Origin of the sequence: Aliiglaciecola litoralis, assembly GCF_039523355.1 — a bacterium.
Classification (GTDB): domain Bacteria; phylum Pseudomonadota; class Gammaproteobacteria; order Enterobacterales; family Alteromonadaceae; genus Aliiglaciecola; species Aliiglaciecola litoralis.
Window position 1 is genome coordinate 478105 of sequence record NZ_BAAAFD010000001.1, and the last position, 21509, is coordinate 499613.

Consider the following 21509-nt stretch of genomic DNA (forward strand, 5'->3'; position numbering starts at 1 on the left):
CCACCACTTCTTTTTATAAATCAAAATCTCCATGTTCAAATCCTTGTTGCGAGTGTCACTGGTCAAGTCTTTCAGACCGAGCCGGCAGTAGCGTCCACCACCTTTTTTTTAAACAGCTCCCCTATTCTCTTTGCCCAATATATAAATCGATATTGTTGATATAAATACAGACAGGCGCCTAAAAATGACTTTTATCTGCCATATCAGGTAACTAACCATGCGCTAAATCTAAAAAACCGCTTATCAAAATAGCCAGAAGTACGATAACCTAGTCATCTATTCGATAATACACTGGCTTATGAATCCACAAATATCCAAAGACACCAAAGTCCTGATCGTTGATGACCATGTTCTGGCTAAGGGGTACATGAAGTACTCGTTAGAAGAATTAGGGTTTTCGGATATTACCTATGTGGATAAAGCGCAGCATGCACTATCGCGAATTCGCCATGATCAATTTGACCTGATTATTTGCTCTTACAATCTCCAAAAAGATCACGATGGTTATCATTTGTACGATCAGCTCAAGCACGAAGGAGAATTAGATCCCAGTACCGCGTTTATTTTTATTAGCGCCGATACGACCTCCGATCTTGTGCACAGTATTGTCGAACTTCAGCCTGATGACTTTCTAGCGAAACCTTTTACTGTCAACGAATTAGACAAACGCCTTACTAAAGTGCTGCTGCGAAAAAAAGCGTTAAAGAAAGTTTATCGTCACATGGGGGATGGACAACTTTCTAAAGCTTTGGCTGAAGTTGAATTATTTTTATCTAACCCTAAAAACTCTGAATTCTTCCCTTTGGCCCTGAAAACGAAAGGGGAATTGCTGCTCGCCTGTGGACATCACGAACAGGCACAAGAATTTTATCAAGCCATTATCAATGTGCAGCCCTTTACTTGGGCACAATTGGGCTTGGTTAACGCGTATTTGCACCTCAACAATGATGACGAAGCAGAAAAGTTGGTGCTGGAATTGGCCTTCAAGTCAGATTCTCAGCTGGCAGCTTATGATCTGTTGTCTGCGTTACAAATAAAACAAAAAGATTTTAATGCCGCGCTGGAATGTGTAGTGATGGCAACGGAGATTTCACCGCGCAATATACGCCGGCACAAAACCGCATTGGATTTGTCGCGTATTACCCATGATTACGAAACACAATTCGAAGCGGCCAAGAAAATCGTCAAATTTGCCAAAGATTCCATTCACGACAAGCCTGAAAATTATTTAAATGTCGCGCGAGCAGGAATTGATTTCGCCATGACCGCGGACGAAAGTGAGACGTTTAAACTGCTCAAGCAAGCCAATGAATATGTAAAGCAATTTAAAGCCGCATTTCCAAAAGCTGAATTGCATGATCAAATTAAAGTCATAGACGCTCGCTTACTGTACCTGCAAGACGAAAAAGAAAATGCCAAAGCCCTGTTAGATCAACTTGCCGAAGAAAATTGGGAAACGGAAGGAATGGACGCGCTGCTCGATAAAGCCAAGGCGTTTCATGAGCTAGGTCTGTATGACAAGTCCAGTAGTATTTTGGATGTGATCGAACGTCGTTGTAAAAAAGACGATCAACAAGGCAGTTTGTTTTTACATTATGTTCGCCAAGAAAAACAAGAACGCTCAACCATAAAACAAACGCCAAGAGAGTTGAACAACTCTGCCGTGTCGTACTATAAACGCGGTGATCTTGATGATGCCTTTAGAGTATTCAGGCAGGCATTTGTGGTAATGCCTAAAAATGTCTCTATTGCGTTGAACCTGATGCAATCCATTGCTATGAATAAAGATGCGGATACCCAAGACGAAAGTACGCAACAGTTGATAAAAAATTGTATCCGTGTAATTGAAAACAGTGAATTAAACGATGAACAATTCGAACGCTATCACAAAGTCAGAGAGCTCATACAAGAACCCGTTTAATAGGCTATACTGGCGTTTTATTCTCGCTAAAAGAGCCCAAACATTCGCTATTTTATCCTTGTGAACTCGAACTAAATTGAAATCCTGATAGACTCCTCAACACTTATGTTTTTTATTGCTAGGTAGTATGCGCTCTTCACGAATTCCAGTTGATCCTAACACCCCTGTTAATTGGCGCGTTTTAAAACAACTCTGGCCATTCTTGCTGGAATTTAAACAACGTGTATTGCTTGCATTTTTATGCTTGATTGCAGCCAAAGTGGCTAGCGTGGGCTTACCCTTTGTACTGAAATATACAGTTGACGAACTCAACCTCACCACCACCGCAGAAAAAGTCATGGTCGTTCCCATCGCGCTTATCATTGCCTATGGCGCATTACGACTTGCTAATGTGCTACTTGGAGAAATACGTGACACCTTGTTTGGGCGAGTCACTGAGCGAGCAATGCGGCGAGTGGGCTTGCGGGTATTTGATCATCTGCACAAATTGGATCTCGACTTTCATTTGAATCGTCAAACCGGTGGCTTGTCCAGAGACATCGAACGCGGCACCAGCGGGATCAGTTTTTTAATGCGCTTTATGGTATTTAATATCGGCCCTACCCTGATTGAAATCGGCATGGTCGTGGGTTTGCTTTTCTATAATTACGGCGCCAGCTTCGCGCTAGTCATTCTCTCGTCTGTAATCATCTACGTGACCTTTTCAATGAAAGCGACTGACTGGCGCACCCGATTCGTCCGTGAGGTCAATTTAGCGGACTCCAGTACCAATTCTCGCGCAATCGACAGCTTACTGAATTACGAAACCGTCAAATATTTCAACAACGAAAAGTATGAATCCAATCGCTATGATACCGATTTAGCAGGATGGGAAACGGCTCGGCGTAAAAATCGCCTGTCATTGTTTGCGCTTAATAGCGGCCAAGCCTTAATTATCGCTTCCGCCATGACCGCCATGATGGCCATGGCCGCGTATGGTGTGGCCCAAGGGAAAATGACCATTGGTGACTTTGTATTGATCAATGCGTTTACCATGCAAATTTTTATGCCGCTGAATTTTTTAGGCTTTGTATATCGTGAAATCCGCGGCTCATTAGCCAACATTGAAAACTTATTTTCGTTATTAGATAAAGCCCCCAAGGTGTCAGATAAACTGGGCTCCCCTGACTTGCAAGTCAGCAAAGGGAATATTAGATTTACACAGGTGGCATTTCACTATCGCCCTGATCGCCCAATTTTAGAGGATCTTAGTTTTAGCATATCTCCGGGCGAAAAAGTCGCGGTAGTAGGAGAAAGCGGCGCTGGTAAATCGACCATAGTAAAGCTGTTGTTTCGATTTTATGATGTAACCCAAGGCAGTATTCAGATCGATGGACAAGACATCAGTGAGGTGAATCAACAATCGCTGCGCAAAGCCATTGGCATAGTTCCCCAAGATACGGTGTTGTTCAACGACAGTATTTTGGAAAATGTTCGATACGGGCGACCCGATGCCAGCGACCAAGAGGTGCAACAAGCAATCGATTTAGCCCACTTGCGTAGCTTTATTAATAGCCTACCTGATGGTGAAAATACCCAAGTGGGTGAACGTGGATTAAAGCTCTCCGGAGGCGAAAAACAACGAGTGGCTATCGCTCGTACGATTTTAAAGCGACCGCCTATTTTAGTGTTTGATGAAGCCACATCGTCACTCGATAGTCAGTCAGAAAAAGCGATCTTAGATGCCCTGAAAGAAATATCTCAAGGACACACGAGTTTGGTGATTGCCCACCGATTATCCACCATAGTCGATGCCGACAAGATAGTCGTTTTGGATGAAGGTAGGGTTATCGAACAAGGCTCTCACCAAACATTATTAGATCAACACGGTGCCTATAAAAAATTATGGGACACCCAGCAAAATAAGCGTACATAATGGACCCAATACTCTTAAAGCAAGCCATCAATCAGACCATGCCGTTTGGCAAATACGCTGGCAGGAAGCTGCTAGATCTTCCCGAACCTTATTTAGTATGGTTTAATCAAAAGGGCTTCCCGCCCGGTAAATTAGGCGAGCAATTGGCATTGATGTACGAAGTGAAATTAAATGGGCTGGAATCTATGCTAACGCCGTTGTTGGATAATAATCGCTAAAACTATTATGAGAAGTACTGCAAACATAATCGATGCACATTTGTTAGCCATTCACTGCCGAATCGGGGAAAAACTCATTCAACACCCGGAGTTGGTTTCCCTTGCCGAACAGAAACTCGAGAGTCGATTTAAAGCGGGCATGATTTATCGCAGTGTGTATTTGAATTGGTGGGCAATCATTGAAATGAAAGATGACATGTCTATGTTAGTCGCCCAAATGTGTGAAGACAGTGAAAAGATGAATAAACTGCGCCGACATTCACCTTTTACCGGCATATTGACGGCGCAAGAACGAGAAGCATTTTTCAACGATTTGGAGTCTAAACCTTAGCTGCATTTTCTTAGCTGCGTACAAGTGTTTTGGAGATCCCCGATCAAGAGACCTCGGGGAAGACGGTGTAGATTCGACCTCGGGGAAGACGGTGTAGATTCGACCTCGGGGAAGACGGTGTAGATTCGAACTCGGGGAAGACGGTGTAGATTCAAACTCGGGGAAGACGGTGTAGATTCGACCTCGGGGAAGACGGTGTAGATTCGACCTCGGGGAAGACGGTGTAGATTCGACCTCGGGGAAGACGGTGTAGATTCGAACTCGGGAAAGACGGTGTAGATTCGAACTCGGGGAAGACGGAGTAGATTCGACCTCGGGGAAGACGGTGTAGATTCGACCTCGGGGACGACAGAGAAGTCAGTCATCCCGGCAGTGTTCTTAGATGCGCGCACGCAGTGCAGGATCTTCTTAACCCCGGCTTGTACTTTACTGCTTAACGCTGTTGATGTGCCCCTTTACCAAAAAACTTTGGGATCGCAGTATGGCTTTAACTTTAGGAGTGCCAGAGGATATTAGCAAAGTCTAAGATAAACCCGCATCACTCGCCTAACATCGTCATATTCTCATCGAGCAAATGGGTCAACAGCACTTCGCCGTCCTTATTTAACTTAAAAGCTCCATAGCGAGCATCCCGAAAAACAGGCTCAAGTCCTTCTTCAAAAAAGTACGCATTAGTAGCAAATTTTACCACAGAGCCTCTGACTCGATATTGCAGCTTTCGCTGGGTTTCTAATAGCGGCTGGCCATCATCAAGTCGCACAAATTTGGCGACCTGATTTTCATCTAGCGCAACAATTACATAGCCATCATGTGCATCTAGCGCAGTGTCACTAAGTATTTGGCTAATTTGATTATCAATGTTGCTGCTGGGTTTGCCAGATAACTGGCTGCGTATCTTTCGACTTAATTGATAATCTAAGCGCATATAATCCCCTTGCATGATTGAGCGAGGATCGACCGGCGCTAGCTCTAAAACAATTTCTTCACCTTTGGTGAGATGATTTTGTTTTTGCCAAATAGAAAAGTTGATCAGCACGACAATGACAATACCAGTAACAACCACGGTCACTTTACTCAACATGCGGCTCTCCTTGGCTTGAAAGTCGTTGTTGTATAAAGGCAAGTAACACCCCTGCACCACCAAGACCAGCCAAAATGAATGACTTGTGCAGCAATGAAATATCCAACAAATAATAGTATGAGGATAAGTTCATTAAGGTCGCGAGGATACCGAGTATCAACAGCACTCTGTTTTGAATAGCAAAGCCAATGATCATGATCAGAATGCCGCAAACAATGCCATTAGCGAACAAAGTACCTGCGCCAATTAATACTAATAAGGCAATGGCAAACCATTTTTGCTCACCAGCCAGTACTAACTTTCGGTGTTTAACTAGATGATGCAGAACATACAACATCACTAAAATATTCAAGCCTTCGTCAAGCCAAGGAACCACAGTAGGCATCGAATTCTCTAGCCAGGTAGTGCCGCCAGAGGCAAACAATATTGAGGTTTTAAATTGAATCAAACCAATTACAGCGCCGTAACCTACCGCCTGCAATTTGCGAACATGCCGACTGAAAGTGAACTCGTTTAGCCATAACAGGGCAACGACCAGCAGAACAATAGCACTGTAGTAAGATGATAAATGCATTACCATCATAAATAACGAAAGACTTACTGTGGCAAAATAGGCGGACATCATTCGATGAATATAATTAGGCATTAAATAAGCTAAAATACATTGCACTATTGCCAATATAAACCAGCTAAATGACTCATCTACGGCGCTATTAAAGAACAACGCAAAAGCAACGAGTGACTGTCCCGCTAGACTCACCGCCAAACCAAGGTGTTCAACAAACTCCGAATCAGATGACACAAGTAAAAAATAAGCGCCGGTGATTAACGCGATGCCGACAATACCTAACGCCACAGGATTATCAAAAATACTCGCCATTGCCGCGGCGATAAAACCCAATATGAAGATTGCGGCCAGCCAACCACATAAGCCCATTAACGTTTTGATATACCATGGCGAGCTCACTTCTTGAGCTTTGTTAAGCTCAATATCCCCAATAAGATGTTGCTGTTTAAGCAACAACAGCAGCTGACTGGCATTTTTCATGGCAAGTCCTTCTCGAGTAAACTCTTTAACCAAAGAGTGGCATAGGTACCCGCCCCTATAGTCAATGCACACAATACAACAAAGAAAAAGCCATCATAGCTACTTGGCAAAGTCTTAATTAATAAACTATTTGCAGCAATGATCAGCGATAAACATAACCCGGACAGCATAAAGACATTCAGCGTGCGATATCGATACACGTAAAAAATGGCGATTGCCCAGATAACCCACAATGCAATTCCAATGAATTGCTCATCGAACAGGCCGATAAAAAACACCCACATCGCGAAAAAGCCACTGGCAAAGCCAATTAAGTTAATTGCCCAAGGCGTATTAAGCCACTCAAAGCGGCTTGCTGAGAACTGCCACACAGCCAAAGCCAGTGAATTTAGTACGAAGATCGCATAACTGTGATCGAGGAAGCCACCAAATGCATCGTAGAACAAGCTCACTGAAAGATTAAGCAACCCCAGCCATAATAACCACATCACATTGAAACGACTCACCAGCACCCAAGGTAAGGTCAGTACTGCCCAATTGAAAAATAATTGCCATGGATCAGCGCCAGTTTGGTACGTCTGCCCAAATAATGCCATTAAGGCGCCAACCGATAGCATGGCAACTAACAGACAACCGTTTCTGATGGTTTGATTCGTATCGTATTTGCAAAATCCAATAACTGATAAGGCGATTAGGCCTTCAACCAATCCAAACTTAGCGAAACGCCCTAACTCTTGCCAATTGGCGGCAACAAAAAAGATCACGGCAAAAGTTAAGCCTAGGATCCCCGACCAAAACAACAGTGTGTGAATAAAAGAGTGCCATTGCGATGGCCTTGGGGAAAGCTCAGCTAAATTAATAGCATTGGGCACATCACTTTCCTTGAGGTGCTGCTGCTCAATTAAATCAGCAAGCGTTTGACGCGCAGCAGTGCTTTGTGGATTTAACATCCTGCCTCCTGCGCATAGCTAACAAGTAGCAATATAAAAGTGACACAACTCAACAGAAACTCCCTTCTTTTATCACCTGAGTATTGACTCATATTTTTATGGGGTTCATCCAACTGAATGAATTAGGTTTGGCTTACCTTAACCGCAATGTTGGTTAATTTCACTCATTTTAAGCAGGTTCCGCTTTATGGAGCATATTATGGATAGGCAGGATCAAAAAAGGCGCCATTTAGGCGCCTTTTGCATATTTACGTCTTATCGAATTAACGACGTAGACCTAAACGCTTGATAAGATCTTGATAACGTTCAACGTTTTTGCCTTTCAAATAGTCTAGCAATTTACGACGTTGACTTACCATACGCAACAAACCACGACGTGAGTGGTGATCTTTCTTGTGATCAGCGAAGTGACCTTGAAGTTTGTTGATGTTATGCGTTAGCAAAGCAACTTGTACTTCAGGTGAACCTGTATCGCCTTCTTTAACGCCATATTCAGCAATAAGTGTTGCCGTTTCTTGAGTAGTTAGTGACATAATATTCTCCAAGTGAGTGAAGACTCGCCGATCACTAATTCAGCTGAGCCAAAAAGAGCGCGTATTATAGCCATGCGCCACGGTTTTTCAAGGGTTATCGTCAAATATCCTGTCTTTCTAGCATAAATCGCAGCTGACTCAATATCTCCACAACAGAAACCCTCAGTAAATTGGTAACTTATTGATTTTACTATAAGCTGTGTAAATCGAAATTTGGAGAGTATGTAAATGGCTGTTAATAACAATCGAGCGTCAAGTGTTGTGAGTTTCTTGGTTACCTTGATCATTGTATGTTCTATATTTGCGACTTGGTTAGCACAACTTCCGGCAGAAGATGAGCACTTTTACATTGGCACTGCCCCATTTTCGCTAAAAAACACCCAATCCCATATCGCTACTATTGCACAGCAAGCGCATTACACAGGCGCAAAGCCACATGCTGGTGTTAGAGACTACATTACAAATCAACTAAGGCAATTGGGATTACAGGTTGAAATTCAGTCTGAGCTGGCAACATCCTCTAAATACTTCGTCGCCAGTAAAATCCACAATATTGTCGCCAAATTACCTAACACCGCCAGCCGTGCCGATGGATTAGGTTTAGCTTTGATGAGTCATTACGATTCGGCCAACGTATCTGCGCGTGGCGCAAGCGATGCAGGTCACGGTGTTGCCATCATCATCGAAGCCATACGCACCTTAATTGAAAGTGGCGTATCACGCCAAAACGACATTTACGTGATAATCACAGACGCAGAAGAGCAGGGATTGCTGGGCGCAGAGGCGTTTATACGGGATCATCGTTGGGCGAAACATATCGGCTTAACACTCAACTTTGAAGCGCGAGGCTCGGGTGGCGTTAGTTACACTTTGTTAGAAACCAATACAGGTAACAAAGCACTTATTGACGCTTTTTCACAGGCCGATGTAAATTACCCTGCGGCGAATTCGCTGATGTATAGCATTTATAAAATGTTGCCCAATGATACCGATCTGACTGTGTTTAGGGAGCAAGGAAATATCAAAGGCTTCAACTTTGCCTTTATCGATGATCATTTTGATTACCATACCGAGCAAGATACCCTTGAGAGGTTAGACACTAACACGCTCAATCATCAAATTGATTACCTCACGGCCCTACTCCCCCATTTTGCAAACTATGATCTGACGTCATTAAACTCAGAGAGCGATCAGGTTTACTTCAATTTGGCTAGCCTTGGAATGATAGATTATCCCTTTAGTTGGGTAATACCCATGGCGGTCCTTGCAACGCTCATTTTTATTATCTTGTGTGTTGTTGGGTTAAAACGTGGCTCATTAACCCTGAAACACCTGTTTATCGGTTTGCTACCAGCGGGTCTAAGTGTCGGAATTGCCATTTTTGTGGGTGTTGGCGGATGGGCGCTACTTACGTGGCTGTACCCTCAATTCAACGATATTCCTCAAGGATTCACTTACAACGGTCATTCCATTATTGTCTCTGGCATCTTACTCACTTTGAGTCTTGGGGCTTGGCTATATCGTTGGATGATGGCCCGCTTTTCTAAAGTATCCTCCGCAAGCTGGTATGTCGCAGTCGTTCTAATCTGGTTACTGATTAACCTTGGTATTGCGCTTTATTTAACCGGAGCTGGATTTTTTATCTTAGTTAGCTTTGCCAGTCTGGCAATTTTTGCGCTGGTAATCTTTAACCGCAGTCATTCTAACCTAAGTGCAATATGCATTACCTTATTGAGTATTCCAACCTTAGTCTTACTCACCCCACAAATTCCAGTATTTGTAATTGGCTTGGGGTTGTCGAGCCTTTATATTGCCACTACTTTGAGTATGTTAGTGTTAATGACGCTTTTGCCACTGTTATTCGTACTTAAGGGGGTACGCAGTATCCAGTTATTTATGCTAGCCGGTGCCGTAATCAGCTTAATAGGCGTGGTGCAAACTGCCGATTATTCAGCCGATCGTAAAAAGCCCAGTAGCGTAAATTATGTTTACGACACGCAATCAGACCAAGCTTACTTGTTTTCCTTTAATCAACGATTGGATGAATTTAGCCTGCAGTTTTTCGAGCAGGTGGACCGCTCAAACGAAGCCTTAAAAGGGATATATCCGATAACTCGTTGGCGCTACCCTCACTATGTAAAAGCCGTTCCTGCACTCACATTACAGGCAACAAGTTATTTGGTGAAACGCAGTAGCACGGTTGATGGCAAACAAAAAGTGACCTTGACGGCCATACCAAATCGAGATTTAACAAGCTTGCAAATAAGTAGCGACAGGCCCATTCAGATAGACTCAATGCGCATCAATGATGAGGCTTTCACCGCCCAGCAAACCCAACCTAGAGCGGGATTTGTGATGCGCTATGTTGTCACGGATCGCGAGCCCGTTAAAATCGAATTGGTGTATTCCAGTGATTTACCAGCACAATTGAGGTTAATAGAAGCTTCACACGATTTCCCTGCACGTTGGCCAAAGTTCATCGGTCGCGCTGAACATATTATGCCGACGCCATTTCGACCTTCCGATCTGACCTTTATCAGTCAACCCATTTTATTTGAGTAAGTTTATTTGAGCAGGGTTGTTTGAATAGAGTTGCTTCATTCATAAAGCAGGAGGGAACTGGCGTAATCAAATGCGCGTTACTATGCGCGCACTACCACTCTTTTCGGTGCGACTTTACCGTCGTCATCAATGACACCCACACCTAGCAATAGATTATCAGCATAGACTCTCACGTGGGTCTGAGCTTCTAGTGCTGCAGCTTGTTGTGAGAAAACCGGATTGCCATTGCCAAAATAACCAGCCGAGATGGTGTCTAGGGTAAGCTCAGGTAAGCTCTTAATCGCCGAATCCATGGGTAACAACAAGGCATCTAACTCAGTAAATGAAGCATCATCGAGTAAGTCTGCTTCATTAGCATCTATCTTAGCCCGCATGTCTCTTAATGCATCAAGGGTAACTACTTTGTCAGCCGGATAATCAGTGACTTGACTACGATGTAGGCGGCTCACATAAGCCCCACAACCTAATATTTGTCCAATATCATCCACCAAAGAACGTATATAAGTGCCTTTACTGCAATGCACGATCATGTCAACTTCATCACCTTCTATGCGCTCTATGGTGAGCGAAAACAACGTAATGTCGCGGGCTTCACGAGGTACTTCAATTCCTTGTCGCGCATAAGTGTATAGGGGTTTGCCTTGATACTTTAAGGCAGAAAACATCGATGGAACTTGTTTAGATTGGCCGATAAAAGACAAACAGGTTGCGCGTATTTGTGCTTCATCACAGTCTACCGGTTTGGTTTCCACTACTTCACCGTCGGCATCAGAGGTAGTGGTGCGCACGCCTAGTTTAGCGGTCACAGAATAGGTTTTGTCCGCGTCGAGCAGAAACTGGGAAAACTTAGTCGCTTCCCCTAAACAAATAGGCAACATACCCGTGGCGAGCGGATCCAGGGCACCGGTGTGCCCCGCTTTAGCCGCATTATAAAGGCGCTTTACTTTTTGCAATGCATCATTGCTAGACAAGCCCAAGGGTTTATCCAACAAAATGATGCCGTCAATTAAACGACCTTTACGTTTACGTGCCATTAATCTTGCTCGTCCTGCTGTTGGTTTTCTTTATCGATATCACGTCCCGCCTTGAGTGCACGTTCTTTATCGTCATTCAGTGTTTGCGAGACCAATGTGGATATCCGCACACCTTCAGTGATAGAAGTATCTTCATGAAACTTCAACGCGGGTACTGCGCGCATTCTCATACGCTTAGCTAGCAAGGTACGAATAAAGCCTTTATTGTCTTCTATGATTTGCTTATACAACTTTAACTTTTCTTGGTCGTTCTCATAGAAGGTCAGGTAAATTTTGGCATGCGCCAAATCTCTTGACACTTCAACACTAGATACCGTCACCATGCCCATACGTGGGTCACGATTTTTAAATTCGTTTTGAAAAATGCTAGCTACTTCTTTGTGGACTTGTTGCCCCACTCTATCTGTGCGAGAAAATTCTCTGGCCATACTAGCTCCTCAGTCAAACTAGGATTACAGTCAAAAACGGAGGCTCAAGCCTCCGTTTTTATCGATTGATAAGAAACGGGATTAAATTTCGCGTTTCACTTCAACGGTTTCAAATACTTCGATTTGGTCGCCAACTTTTACGTCGTTGTAGTTCTTCACGCCGATACCACATTCCATACCATTTCGTACTTCTTGCACATCGTCTTTGAAGCGACGTAAAGATTCGAGCTCACCTTCGTAGATAACCACGTTTTCACGAAGTACACGAATAGGCGCGCTGCGTTTAATATTACCTTCAGTTACCATACAACCGGCGATTGCACCGATTTTGGGTGACTTAAACACATCTCGAACTTCAGCCAAACCAATGATTTGTTGTTTGAACTCAGGCGCAAGCATACCGCTCATGGCCTGTTTCACTTCATCAATCAAGTTATAGATAACGCTGTAGTAACGAAGATCAATCTCTTCTGCTTCGATAATACGTCGAGCAGTGGCATCAGCACGAACGTTGAAACCAACCACAATCGCACTAGAAGCCGCCGCTAAACTTGCATCGGTCTCGGTGATCCCACCGACACCGCTACCGACAATGTTTACTTTCACTTCATCAGTTGACAATTTAACCAGTGATTCAGAAATCGCTTCAACAGAGCCCTGCACGTCTGCTTTTAATACTACGTTCAGTTCACTGACGTCGCCAGCTTCCATGTTAGCAAACATGTTTTCAAGCTTGGCTTTTTGTTGTTTAGCTAATTTCAAGTCGCGTTGTTTGGTGTTTCGCTTGCTGGCAACTTCACGAGCTTTACGCTCGTCTTGCACCACTAGAGCATCTTCACCGGCAATAGGCACACCTGATAAACCAAGTACTTCAACCGGGGTGGAAGGTCCTGCTACATCAACTTCTTTGCCGTTTTCGTCACGCATCGCTTTCACGCGGCCGTATTCAATACCACACAACAAGATATCGCCCGCTCTTAACTCACCTTCTTGAATAAGTACTGAGGCAACTGGGCCACGTCCCTTATCTAGGCGAGATTCAATGACGATACCCTTCGCTGGACCAGTAGGAACAGCTTGTAGATCAAGTACTTCGGCTTGCAGTGTAATAGCTTCGAGTAATTCATCGATGCCCATGCCTGTTTTAGCAGACACATGTACGAATTGATGATCACCGCCCCACTCTTCTGAAATAACTTCAATCTGAGAAAGCTCGGTCTTCACACGATCTGGATCAGCTGACTCTTTATCCATTTTGTTTACCGCAACAATCAGCGGCACACCAGCAGCTTTAGCATGCTGAACAGCTTCTTTGGTCTGCGGCATTACACCATCGTCAGCAGCAACAACTAAGATAACGATGTCCGTTGCGACGGCTCCACGAGCACGCATTGCAGTAAACGCGGCGTGACCAGGAGTATCCAAAAAGGCGATACGGCCATTTTCAGTTTCAACGCTGTAAGCACCGATGTGCTGAGTAATACCACCGGCTTCGCCATCGGCAACCTTTGCAGCACGAATATAATCAAGCAGTGACGTTTTACCGTGGTCAACGTGACCCATAATAGTTACTACTGGAGCACGATTAGTCTTTTCACCAGTCGCTTTACCCGCCAACAATTCATCTTCAAGTGCATTGTCGTTTACGAGTTCATACTTGTGACCCATTTCTTCAATCACGAGCACCGCAGTGTCCTGATCCAAGACTTGGTTAATGGTAACCATTTCACCCATTTTCATCATCGTCTTGATAACTTCAGTGGCTTTAATGGCCATCTTGTTGGCAAGTTCGCCAACACTGATGGTCTCGCCTACACGGACGATACGTTCTACGGGTTGAGCTGGCATATTAAATCCATGTTTAAGGTCAGCACCGGCATTTTTCTTAGATTTCTTACGACGACGTGAGCCACGCTCTACTTGAGCATCCTCTTCATCCTCGGCTTCCTGTGCATAACGATTAGAGTGAAGGTGAACTTCTTCTTTCTCTTCTTTCTTACGACGTTCTTCTTCTTCTTTCCAACGGCGCTCATTTTCTTGGGCAAGGCGTTTTGCCTCTTCTGCCGCTTTCTTAGCGTCTTCTTCTAGCTTACGCTGAGTTTCTTCTTCTTGTTTCTTTTGAAGAAGCTCTGCTTCAGCGCGCGCTTGTTCTTGTGCCGCTTTTTCTTCCGGCGTCAGTTTGATTTCTTCTTTCTTACGTGCTTCTGCGTCTTTCTTAGCTTGTTCAATGCGAGCGGCTTTATCGGCCTCGGCCTTAGCTTTAGCTTCAGCTGCTTTTTTCGCTTTTTCTTCAGCGGCTTTTTTCGCATCCTCAGCGGCTTTGCGCTCAGCCTCAAGTTTTGCTTGTGCTTCTTCTGCTTTGCGTTTGGCTTCTTCTTCAGCCAAACGTGCTTCTTCAACGTCGGTGCGTTTCACGTACGTGCGTTTTTTACGCACTTCAACTTTAACTGCCTTCGATTTTCCAACGCTTAACGTACTGGTCGTTTTGCGCTGTAACGTCATGCGCTTAGGTCCTTCAGAACCATGTCCACCATGAGCTTTACTCAAGTGATCAAGCAATCGACGCTTCTCATCTTCGGTGATCATGTCACCGGCTTTTTTAGTTAAACCCGCGTCAGCAAATTGCTGCACTAAGCGATCAACTTGAGTGCCTATGTCGGAGGCTAGTTTTTCGATGGAGACTTCTGCCATATAGCTGTATTCCTCTTGTTGATCTTACTTATTCTTCACTAAACCAAACGATGTTACGAGCGGCCATAATTAGCTCGCCGGCTTTTTTCTCGTCTAGTTCTTCAATATCACTTATTTCATCTGTACCCTGCTCTGCAAGGCCTTCTAAATCAGTTATCCCGCGGCTAGCAAGCACGTATGCTACGTGTCTTTCCATGCCTTCAAGGTTAAGCAATTCTTCTTTAGGCTCTGCCGCTTCCAATGATTCCTCATTGGCTAGGGCTTGAGTGGTCAATGCTGCGCGAGCGCGTTCACGAAGCTCTTCAACCATATCTTCGTCGAAGCCTTCAATAGCTAACAGCTCATTCACCGGTACATACGCAATTTCTTCTATCGTACTGAAACCTTCATCAACCAATACGGTTGCAAAATCTTCATCAATGTCCAGTGCATCGATAAACACACTTAACACTTTAGAGTTTTCTTCTTCGTGTTTCTTATTGAGGTCTTCAACCGTCATGACATTTAACGTCCAACCTGTGAGTTGGCTCGCTAAGCGTACGTTTTGTCCGCTGCGTCCAATAGCTTGCGCTAGGTTGTCAGCTTCGACCGCAACGTCCATTGAATTTGCGTCTTCATCGACCACAATCGATGCCACTTCAGCAGGTGCCATAGCATTGATAACTAATTGAGCTGGATTCTCATCCCACAACACGATATCAACACGCTCGCCACCTAGTTCGCCAGAAACGGCTTGCACACGTGAACCTCGCATACCAACACAAGCACCGACAGGATCAAGACGTTTGTCATTGGTTTTCACTGCAATTTTTGCACGCGAACCAGGATCACGAGCCGCCGCTTTAATTTCTAATGTCTCTTCGGCGATTTCTGGTACCTCAATGCGGAACAATTCAACCAACATGTCAGGGTGAGTTCTGCTGATAAACAATTGTGCACCACGCGCTTCAGGACGGATGACATAAAGTAGACCACGAACACGATCACCTGGTCTGAAGGTTTCACGCGGCAACATGTCATCACGGTAGATAACGCCTTCAGCGTTGTTACCTAAATCGACAATGACATTATCGCGATTCACTTTTTTCACCGTACCGGTAACCAAATCACCAACACGGTCTTCGTATTCAGCAATCATTTGAGCACGTTCGGCTTCACGTACTTTTTGCACGATAACCTGTTTTGCCGTTTGCGTGGTGATACGGTCGAAGGTGATCGATTCGATCTGATCTTCAACAAAATCGCCGAGTTGCGCTTCTGGCTCATCAACCTGAGCAGCAGATAAGGTAATTTCTGCGTACGGGTTTTCTTGTTCCTGATCATCAGGAATAACTAGCCAGCGACGAAAAGTATCGAAATCACCGGATTCACGGTCTATTGCAACGCGTACTTCAATTTCGCCTTCATTTTTCTTTTTAGTGGCGCTGGCGATTGCAAACTCAAGTGCTTCAAAGATTTTCTCTTTGGGAACTTGTTTCTCATTTGATACGGCTTCAGCCACTAACAAAATTTCTTTATTCATTGTTGCCTCACTGATTGCTTCCTTTGAGAAGCCCTAATACAAATCTCTTTTAAAATGATGGAACTGATTTCTTCTAAAACGAAGGAACTAAGTTACCTTTTTCGATATTTGCAATAGCAAGAACATATTGCTGACCATCGATTTCCATCGTCAAATTGCCATTTTCCAATGCCAGCAGCTTGCCTTTAAAATTTCTGCGATCATCCATTGGCATTCTCAGCCTAACTGATATCACTTCACCCACACATTGCTGGTAATGTGCTTCTTTAAATAACGGTCTATCCATACCGGGTGAAGAGACTTCCAAGTTATATTCAGTATTGATGGGATCTTCCACATCCAACACTGCACTGGCTTGCAAACTCACGTCGGCACAATTGTCTACGGTAATACCATCAGCATGGTCAATATAAACTCGTAACGTAGAGTGTTTGCCTGCTCGGACAAATTCCACTCCTACAAGTTCAAAGCCCAAGGCCTCGACCGGGGCTGTTAGCATCGCTGTTAGTTTTTGTTCAAGTTGTGACAAAAATAAAGCTCCAAATACAAAAAAAGGGCGAAAAGCCCAGATACAAAAAACCAAAATTATCAACAAAAAGCCCCGTACAAGCGGGGCTTTTTTGTTTCTGGACCCTTGTCCACTTTCTCTCAACCCATGACCATCATCATGATGTTAGAAAGTGGTCGCAAGCACCTATTTAGGGTTTCAATTGAATGTACTCAAAAACAGGTAATTGTCTTGCAATTCTTTAACAAACTGAAACGTTACTATCCAAATCAGAGGGAGCCCGTCTCAAAAGATGCTGCATAGTATACGGTTCATGCTCGATTGTTGCAAGGCAAACCATGAGTGATGAACTGTTATTGTTAACTATTTCGCTTACACGCCCATATTATGTAATGCAAATCCATAAATATTGGCATATTGGTCGATTGTTGTGCTTATGGGTGTACCGGCCTAGGAGAACAACTCAATGGAGTCTGTCAACTAAATCAGCGCCAATGCCTCAGGGTAGCTAGTGGCAATTTGAATATGCCAATCTTTGGCCCTGATTGCATCACACAATGCTGTTACGCGTTCGCTGGAGGTTGGGTCGAATGGGATAATGATAGCGGTTAATTTCTCAGTGAAATTGGACTCAATATTTGATAACACGGCCAGCTCTCGGATGTCAGCAAAGGCCATGTTAACGTTTTTAGCACCTGAAAAGTCGTGTATTACAGCTTGTAATGTTCTGAATGACGTAATGAAAAGCTGATCCGAGAAAAGTGCAATGACATCTAATGCCGTCACTTCATCGCTATATTTGACATAGACATGATCACTTTTGATTTCGACTAAATACGTCACGACTCACCTTTTATTAGAGCATTCAACTCCGTTCGGTGTTTCGTCACCTCGGAGCACAAGATTAATCATAACGTATTTTAGCGGATTACGATTACAGGTTTCTCGCTGGCATCACATCATTCAGCGACTCATATTTGCCTACACTTCATTCTTACGTGCGTTTTCGCAACCACAAAACTTGAGCGCTAAAACCGACAACATAGGCAATTAAAAAGACAAGATAAAACGCTTTTAGCATGGGATCTTCAATGTGAGTCACCACAGGATCACTCACCGGTAAACGCATTAAGCCATCAGTTATCGCTGGGATCATATGAAACAACAAGGTTGCCGAGTAGCACAAAGCTTGGGCATATGGCGATAGTTTACCTAGGACTTGCGTTTTTTCTGCAATAAAACCGGCCGCTAATGCTAATAAGGTTAATATTGCCAACGCATGGGCTATATTAAACTCGCCTCTGGCATAGATCCCTAACGCTGAAGCAGCTGCCAGCAAAGTCGTTAATAGATAGATTTTACCTGTTAGATTTTGCAAACTGATCACTTTATATTTGACCAAAGTGTAAAAACCAGTTAGTAACGCAATGATCCCCATAATGGTATGAAACCATCCAAACGCTGATATTTCCGGCATAACATTTCGACTCTTAAAATTAACTTGGGCTGCAGAATAAACTGTTGCGTAAACAAATACCGCTCATTTTAATGAATACTATTCAATACGTTAGGTGAATCTATAAATTACATTAACTGATCGGTGAAACAGCTCTAGATTGCCGTGGCGCCACCATCGACAGGTAATGATATTCCAGTCGTAAAACTTGCTGAATCTGAACATAAATACAAAACCGCCGATGCCACCTCTTCTGGTTGCCCTATTCTACCAATAGGATGCATGCGGTTGATGGCGATTTCCTTTTTTGGATCACCATCTAAAGCTCGTCGATACATTTCGGTGTCAATCACTGCCGGACACACGGCATTTATTCTAATACCACTTTTGGCGTATTCAACAGCGGCGGATTTGGTTAGCCCTATCACTGCATGTTTACTTGCACTATACACACTCATAGTTGGCGCGGCCCCCAGGCCTGCAACAGATGCGGTGTTTACAATGACACCAGCTTCTGTTTTCAACATCATATTAATTTCTTGTTGCATGCATAGCCAAACACCTTTGACGTTGACATCCATTATTTTGCTATAAACAGACTCGCTACCCTCGGCAAGTTTGCAGTTTTCAATATCAACCCCGGCATTATTGAATGCAATATCCAATCGATTGAAATGAACGCGGATGAATTCGAAAAGGCGCTTTACTGAATCAATACGACTAACATCGCAAGTCTTAAATACCGCTTTATAGCCTTTTTCGCTCAGTGCTAGCGCCACTTCTTCAACGGCGGGATCATTGTCAGACAACACCACATTGGCGCCCTGGGCTGCAAAGGCTTTTGCGGTTTGCGCACCTATAGCGCCGGCCGCGCCTGTGACTAATACCACTTTGTCTTTAAATTGCATTTCGCGTTTCATCTTCATTGAATCCCAATACGTTGTTATCTTTGCAAACATAGCAATAGCTGGTTACAAACCTAATGATGATTTTGCATGAGTAGATATTGAATATCTGAATATAACTAAACCTTCACCATCAATCACTTATTAATTGACTAACAATGCAACAAGGTGTTTTACCAGCCATTCACTCTGTGCCAAACGTCGCTAATTGTGACGCCATCGTCAGTCACATAGTATCGATCGTGCATTGCAGCAGTCGCACACGCATGATTAGGAAATACATGTAATAACGTACCTACAAAAAGCAATCTAAATTGACTGGCCTGTTGTGATTGGCATTCAATAATGCCATGTTCCTGATTTGTGCTGTTTACACTAAGGCAGCGTATTTGGTTATAGTGCTCATCTGCCACAGCGCCATAGTGATAATCGACAAGTTGCGAAGCGGTGCCACGATCACGAGATAACGCCATCCAGCCCGCATCGACCAACAACCGTTGTTTTGCAGTGTGCCGCCCCATCACACTGGTAAGCACGGTCAGCGCAATATCATCAAAATGGCACACGCCTAGTCCGGCCATGACCAAATCATTAAACATAAAAACCCCAGCCCGTACTTCCGTTATCCCTTCTAAGTTTTCTGCAAACAGGGCAGTTGGCGTAGAGCCAACGCTGATCACCTCAGTGTGTATTCCTAAGTCGGTTAATCGCTGGGCACTTTTCACCGCGGCGGTGCGCTCTTGTTCAGCCATTTGGATCATTTGCTCTGGCGTTTTACAGTGATAAGAACCACCAGCATGGGTCATGATCCCAATTGGTGTAACGCCTGGTGCCGCTATTAATGCACGTCCTACAGCGAGCAGTTGGTCATCATCCCAAGGGATACCCGCCCGTTCGCCGTCACAATCTATTTCGATCAACACCTTTATATTGAGATCATGTTGCGCAGCGTATTGAGATACAAATACCACCTGTTCAATTGAATCTAGGATTATTGTAAGCTGCGCTCCTTGCTCAATTAGATTTTTAAGCCGAGGTAATTTGCTCGGTGTTATCCCTACGGCAAGCAAAATATCAGTGATGTCATGACTGAAAAAATATTCAGCTTCTTTTAACGTAGAAACCGTGATGCGCTTTTGATGCTGCGGAGCAAGCATCCTGATCACGTCAATACACTTGGCCGTTTTACCATGTGGCCTCAAACTCGCCCCAAGCCTTGCCAAGCGTTGCTCTATTGTGGTTATGTTACGCTGTACTTTGCTTCTGTTCAGCACCAGACAAGGGGTTTCAAGTTCCTTAATTTTCAACACTTAGACTCCTAGCAAGTTAACCTGAACTGAAGGATAATAAGTGCCCTTCAATGATGCGTGTTTTTGAAGTTTCGTTTTCACTGATCCTCACTAATACTTTGATATAGTTAAGTTATATATATTTGCTCGACACATCGTATCCAGATGTTCAGGTTAGTTAAATAATACTCGATGGTGAGCTTTATGTTACATATTTTAGTATCAATAAACTCAACATACTGGTCGGCAGCAAAGAACCTCTATTAGCACATACGTTAAGCCAGCTGCATAACGAATAAATGTAAAACAAACGAGGCTCCATTGAATTTATTTAGTTATTCAAATTTACATAATTTTATCTGGTTTCAAGGGATCTGGTTTGCCGCTATCTTTGGCGGAAACCAAGGTCTTTGGCTGACATTAATTGCATTTGCGATTGTTGGCCACTTTTTCTGGGTTGAGAATTGGCTCCAAGAGTTAAAACATATTCTCGCTTGCTGCGCTGTTGGTCTCACTGTAGACACCTTACTGACCTTAAACCACATTTTTGAATTTCCGGAACACGCGACAATACTGCCAATACCAATCTGGTTAATTGCTATTTGGATTGCATTTACCGGCACCTTGAAACATAGCTTAAATTATCTTGTGAAAAAACCGATTCTGATGACGTTTCTTGCCGGCCTGACAGCCCCTTTAAGTTACATCGCGGCAGCCCGCGTAGGCGTAGTCAACTTTCCATTAGGCTATCTAAACACTTTTTTAATCGTTGGCGCATCATGGATGCTCATGGTGCCGATTTTCTATTGGTTGCAAACACACTTTGATAAGAATTCAAATAAAACGGGTAACTGACAATTCGGGTTTAGTCTGCCACTACAAACTCACTGAAATTTCAATTTTAGTAATTAGACATAAAGCTAGCCTTAACTTGTGAAATTAACAGGCTAAAAATTAGCGCCTTTTACGATTGTCTATTGCTGTTTTGCATTCACGGTTTTGAAGATTGAAGACAAGCAAAACAAGCTGAATATATTCCCACACTGCTCTGACCAATTGTTAAAATTATGTTGAATAGGTGAAAACCCCTATTCCCTCTTTATTGATTAATCGCCAA

Annotated in this window: 19 protein-coding genes; 6 read left to right on the plus strand and 13 right to left on the minus strand. The window is 43.7% G+C overall.

Translation table 11 applies throughout. From position 1 onward, the window contains the following. The first annotated feature begins 298 nt into the window (after positions 1-298). The 4 genes from ABD036_RS02255 to ABD036_RS02270 all read left to right on the plus strand — a co-directional run bounded on the left by ABD036_RS02255 (position 299) and on the right by ABD036_RS02270 (position 4385). Entirely contained in the window at positions 299-1921 is a 1623-nt protein-coding gene (locus ABD036_RS02255; RefSeq protein WP_343856113.1) for a response regulator, read from the plus strand. Positions 1922-2048: 127 nt separating this feature from the next. Beyond that, positions 2049-3836, plus strand: coding sequence for an ABCB family ABC transporter ATP-binding protein/permease (locus tag ABD036_RS02260; protein WP_343856114.1), 1788 nt, complete (start codon positions 2049-2051; stop codon positions 3834-3836). After that, positions 3836-4054: a DUF3820 family protein gene (locus ABD036_RS02265; protein ID WP_343856115.1), complete on the plus strand. Its 219-nt coding sequence runs from the start codon at positions 3836-3838 to the stop codon at positions 4052-4054. Before ABD036_RS02260 ends, ABD036_RS02265 begins: the two co-directional genes overlap by 1 nt. Before the next feature lie 7 nt (positions 4055-4061). Then, positions 4062-4385, plus strand: coding sequence for a hypothetical protein (locus tag ABD036_RS02270; RefSeq protein WP_343856117.1), 324 nt, complete (start codon positions 4062-4064; stop codon positions 4383-4385). A 538-nt stretch (positions 4386-4923) separates the two neighbouring features. Here the strand turns inward: ABD036_RS02270 and ABD036_RS02275 are convergent. The 4 genes from ABD036_RS02275 to rpsO form a co-directional block, all read right to left on the minus strand. Then, positions 4924-5466, minus strand: coding sequence for a GDYXXLXY domain-containing protein (locus ABD036_RS02275; RefSeq protein WP_343856119.1), 543 nt, complete (start codon positions 5464-5466; stop codon positions 4924-4926). Next, positions 5456-6514: a DUF4401 domain-containing protein gene (locus ABD036_RS02280; RefSeq protein ID WP_343856120.1), complete on the minus strand. Its 1059-nt coding sequence runs from the start codon at positions 6512-6514 to the stop codon at positions 5456-5458. The genes ABD036_RS02275 and ABD036_RS02280 overlap by 11 nt, the downstream gene beginning before the upstream one ends. Next, on the minus strand, positions 6511-7464 hold the full coding sequence (locus tag ABD036_RS02285) for a DUF2157 domain-containing protein (RefSeq protein ID WP_343856121.1): 954 nt from the start codon (positions 7462-7464) through the stop codon (positions 6511-6513). The genes ABD036_RS02280 and ABD036_RS02285 overlap by 4 nt, the downstream gene beginning before the upstream one ends. A 263-nt stretch (positions 7465-7727) precedes the next feature. Continuing rightward, the gene (rpsO, locus tag ABD036_RS02290; protein WP_343856124.1) at positions 7728-7997 is read right to left on the minus strand and encodes a 30S ribosomal protein S15; all 270 of its coding nucleotides are present in this window, start codon (positions 7995-7997) and stop codon (positions 7728-7730) included. Positions 7998-8225: 228 nt separating this feature from the next. Between rpsO and ABD036_RS02295 the strand changes: the two genes are divergently transcribed. Next, positions 8226-10559, plus strand: a complete 2334-nt coding sequence (locus ABD036_RS02295) for a M20/M25/M40 family metallo-hydrolase (RefSeq protein ID WP_343856126.1) — start codon at positions 8226-8228, stop codon at positions 10557-10559. 80 nt (positions 10560-10639) lie between these two features. Here the strand turns inward: ABD036_RS02295 and truB are convergent, their stop codons facing one another. From truB to ABD036_RS02340, 9 genes are all read right to left on the minus strand, one after another. Continuing rightward, on the minus strand, positions 10640-11593 hold the full coding sequence (truB, locus tag ABD036_RS02300; protein ID WP_343856127.1) for a tRNA pseudouridine(55) synthase TruB: 954 nt from the start codon (positions 11591-11593) through the stop codon (positions 10640-10642). Beyond that, positions 11593-12021, minus strand: coding sequence for a 30S ribosome-binding factor RbfA (rbfA, locus tag ABD036_RS02305; RefSeq protein ID WP_343856129.1), 429 nt, complete (start codon positions 12019-12021; stop codon positions 11593-11595). The genes truB and rbfA overlap by 1 nt, the downstream gene beginning before the upstream one ends. An 81-nt stretch (positions 12022-12102) precedes the next feature. Next, on the minus strand, positions 12103-14712 hold the full coding sequence (gene infB, locus ABD036_RS02310) for a translation initiation factor IF-2 (protein WP_343856130.1): 2610 nt from the start codon (positions 14710-14712) through the stop codon (positions 12103-12105). A 28-nt stretch (positions 14713-14740) separates the two neighbouring features. Beyond that, positions 14741-16234: a transcription termination factor NusA gene (gene nusA, locus ABD036_RS02315; protein ID WP_343856131.1), complete on the minus strand. Its 1494-nt coding sequence runs from the start codon at positions 16232-16234 to the stop codon at positions 14741-14743. 73 nt (positions 16235-16307) lie between these two features. Then, on the minus strand, positions 16308-16763 hold the full coding sequence (gene rimP / locus ABD036_RS02320; protein WP_343856132.1) for a ribosome maturation factor RimP: 456 nt from the start codon (positions 16761-16763) through the stop codon (positions 16308-16310). Between the two features lie 459 nt (positions 16764-17222). Further along, complete coding sequence (locus tag ABD036_RS02325; protein WP_343856134.1) at positions 17223-17585, minus strand: hypothetical protein; 363 nt, start codon at positions 17583-17585, stop codon at positions 17223-17225. Between the two features lie 151 nt (positions 17586-17736). Beyond that, positions 17737-18219: a hypothetical protein gene (locus tag ABD036_RS02330; protein ID WP_343856135.1), complete on the minus strand. Its 483-nt coding sequence runs from the start codon at positions 18217-18219 to the stop codon at positions 17737-17739. A gap of 134 nt (positions 18220-18353) precedes the next feature. After that, positions 18354-19124, minus strand: coding sequence for an SDR family oxidoreductase (locus ABD036_RS02335; protein ID WP_343856136.1), 771 nt, complete (start codon positions 19122-19124; stop codon positions 18354-18356). Positions 19125-19276: 152 nt separating this feature from the next. Then, on the minus strand, positions 19277-20413 hold the full coding sequence (locus ABD036_RS02340) for an alanine racemase (protein ID WP_343856137.1): 1137 nt from the start codon (positions 20411-20413) through the stop codon (positions 19277-19279). 300 nt (positions 20414-20713) lie between these two features. Here ABD036_RS02340 and ABD036_RS02345 point away from each other — a divergent pair, with 300 nt between their 5' ends. After that, complete coding sequence (locus tag ABD036_RS02345; RefSeq protein ID WP_343856139.1) at positions 20714-21247, plus strand: DUF2878 domain-containing protein; 534 nt, start codon at positions 20714-20716, stop codon at positions 21245-21247. The last annotated feature ends 262 nt before the right edge of the window (positions 21248-21509 follow it).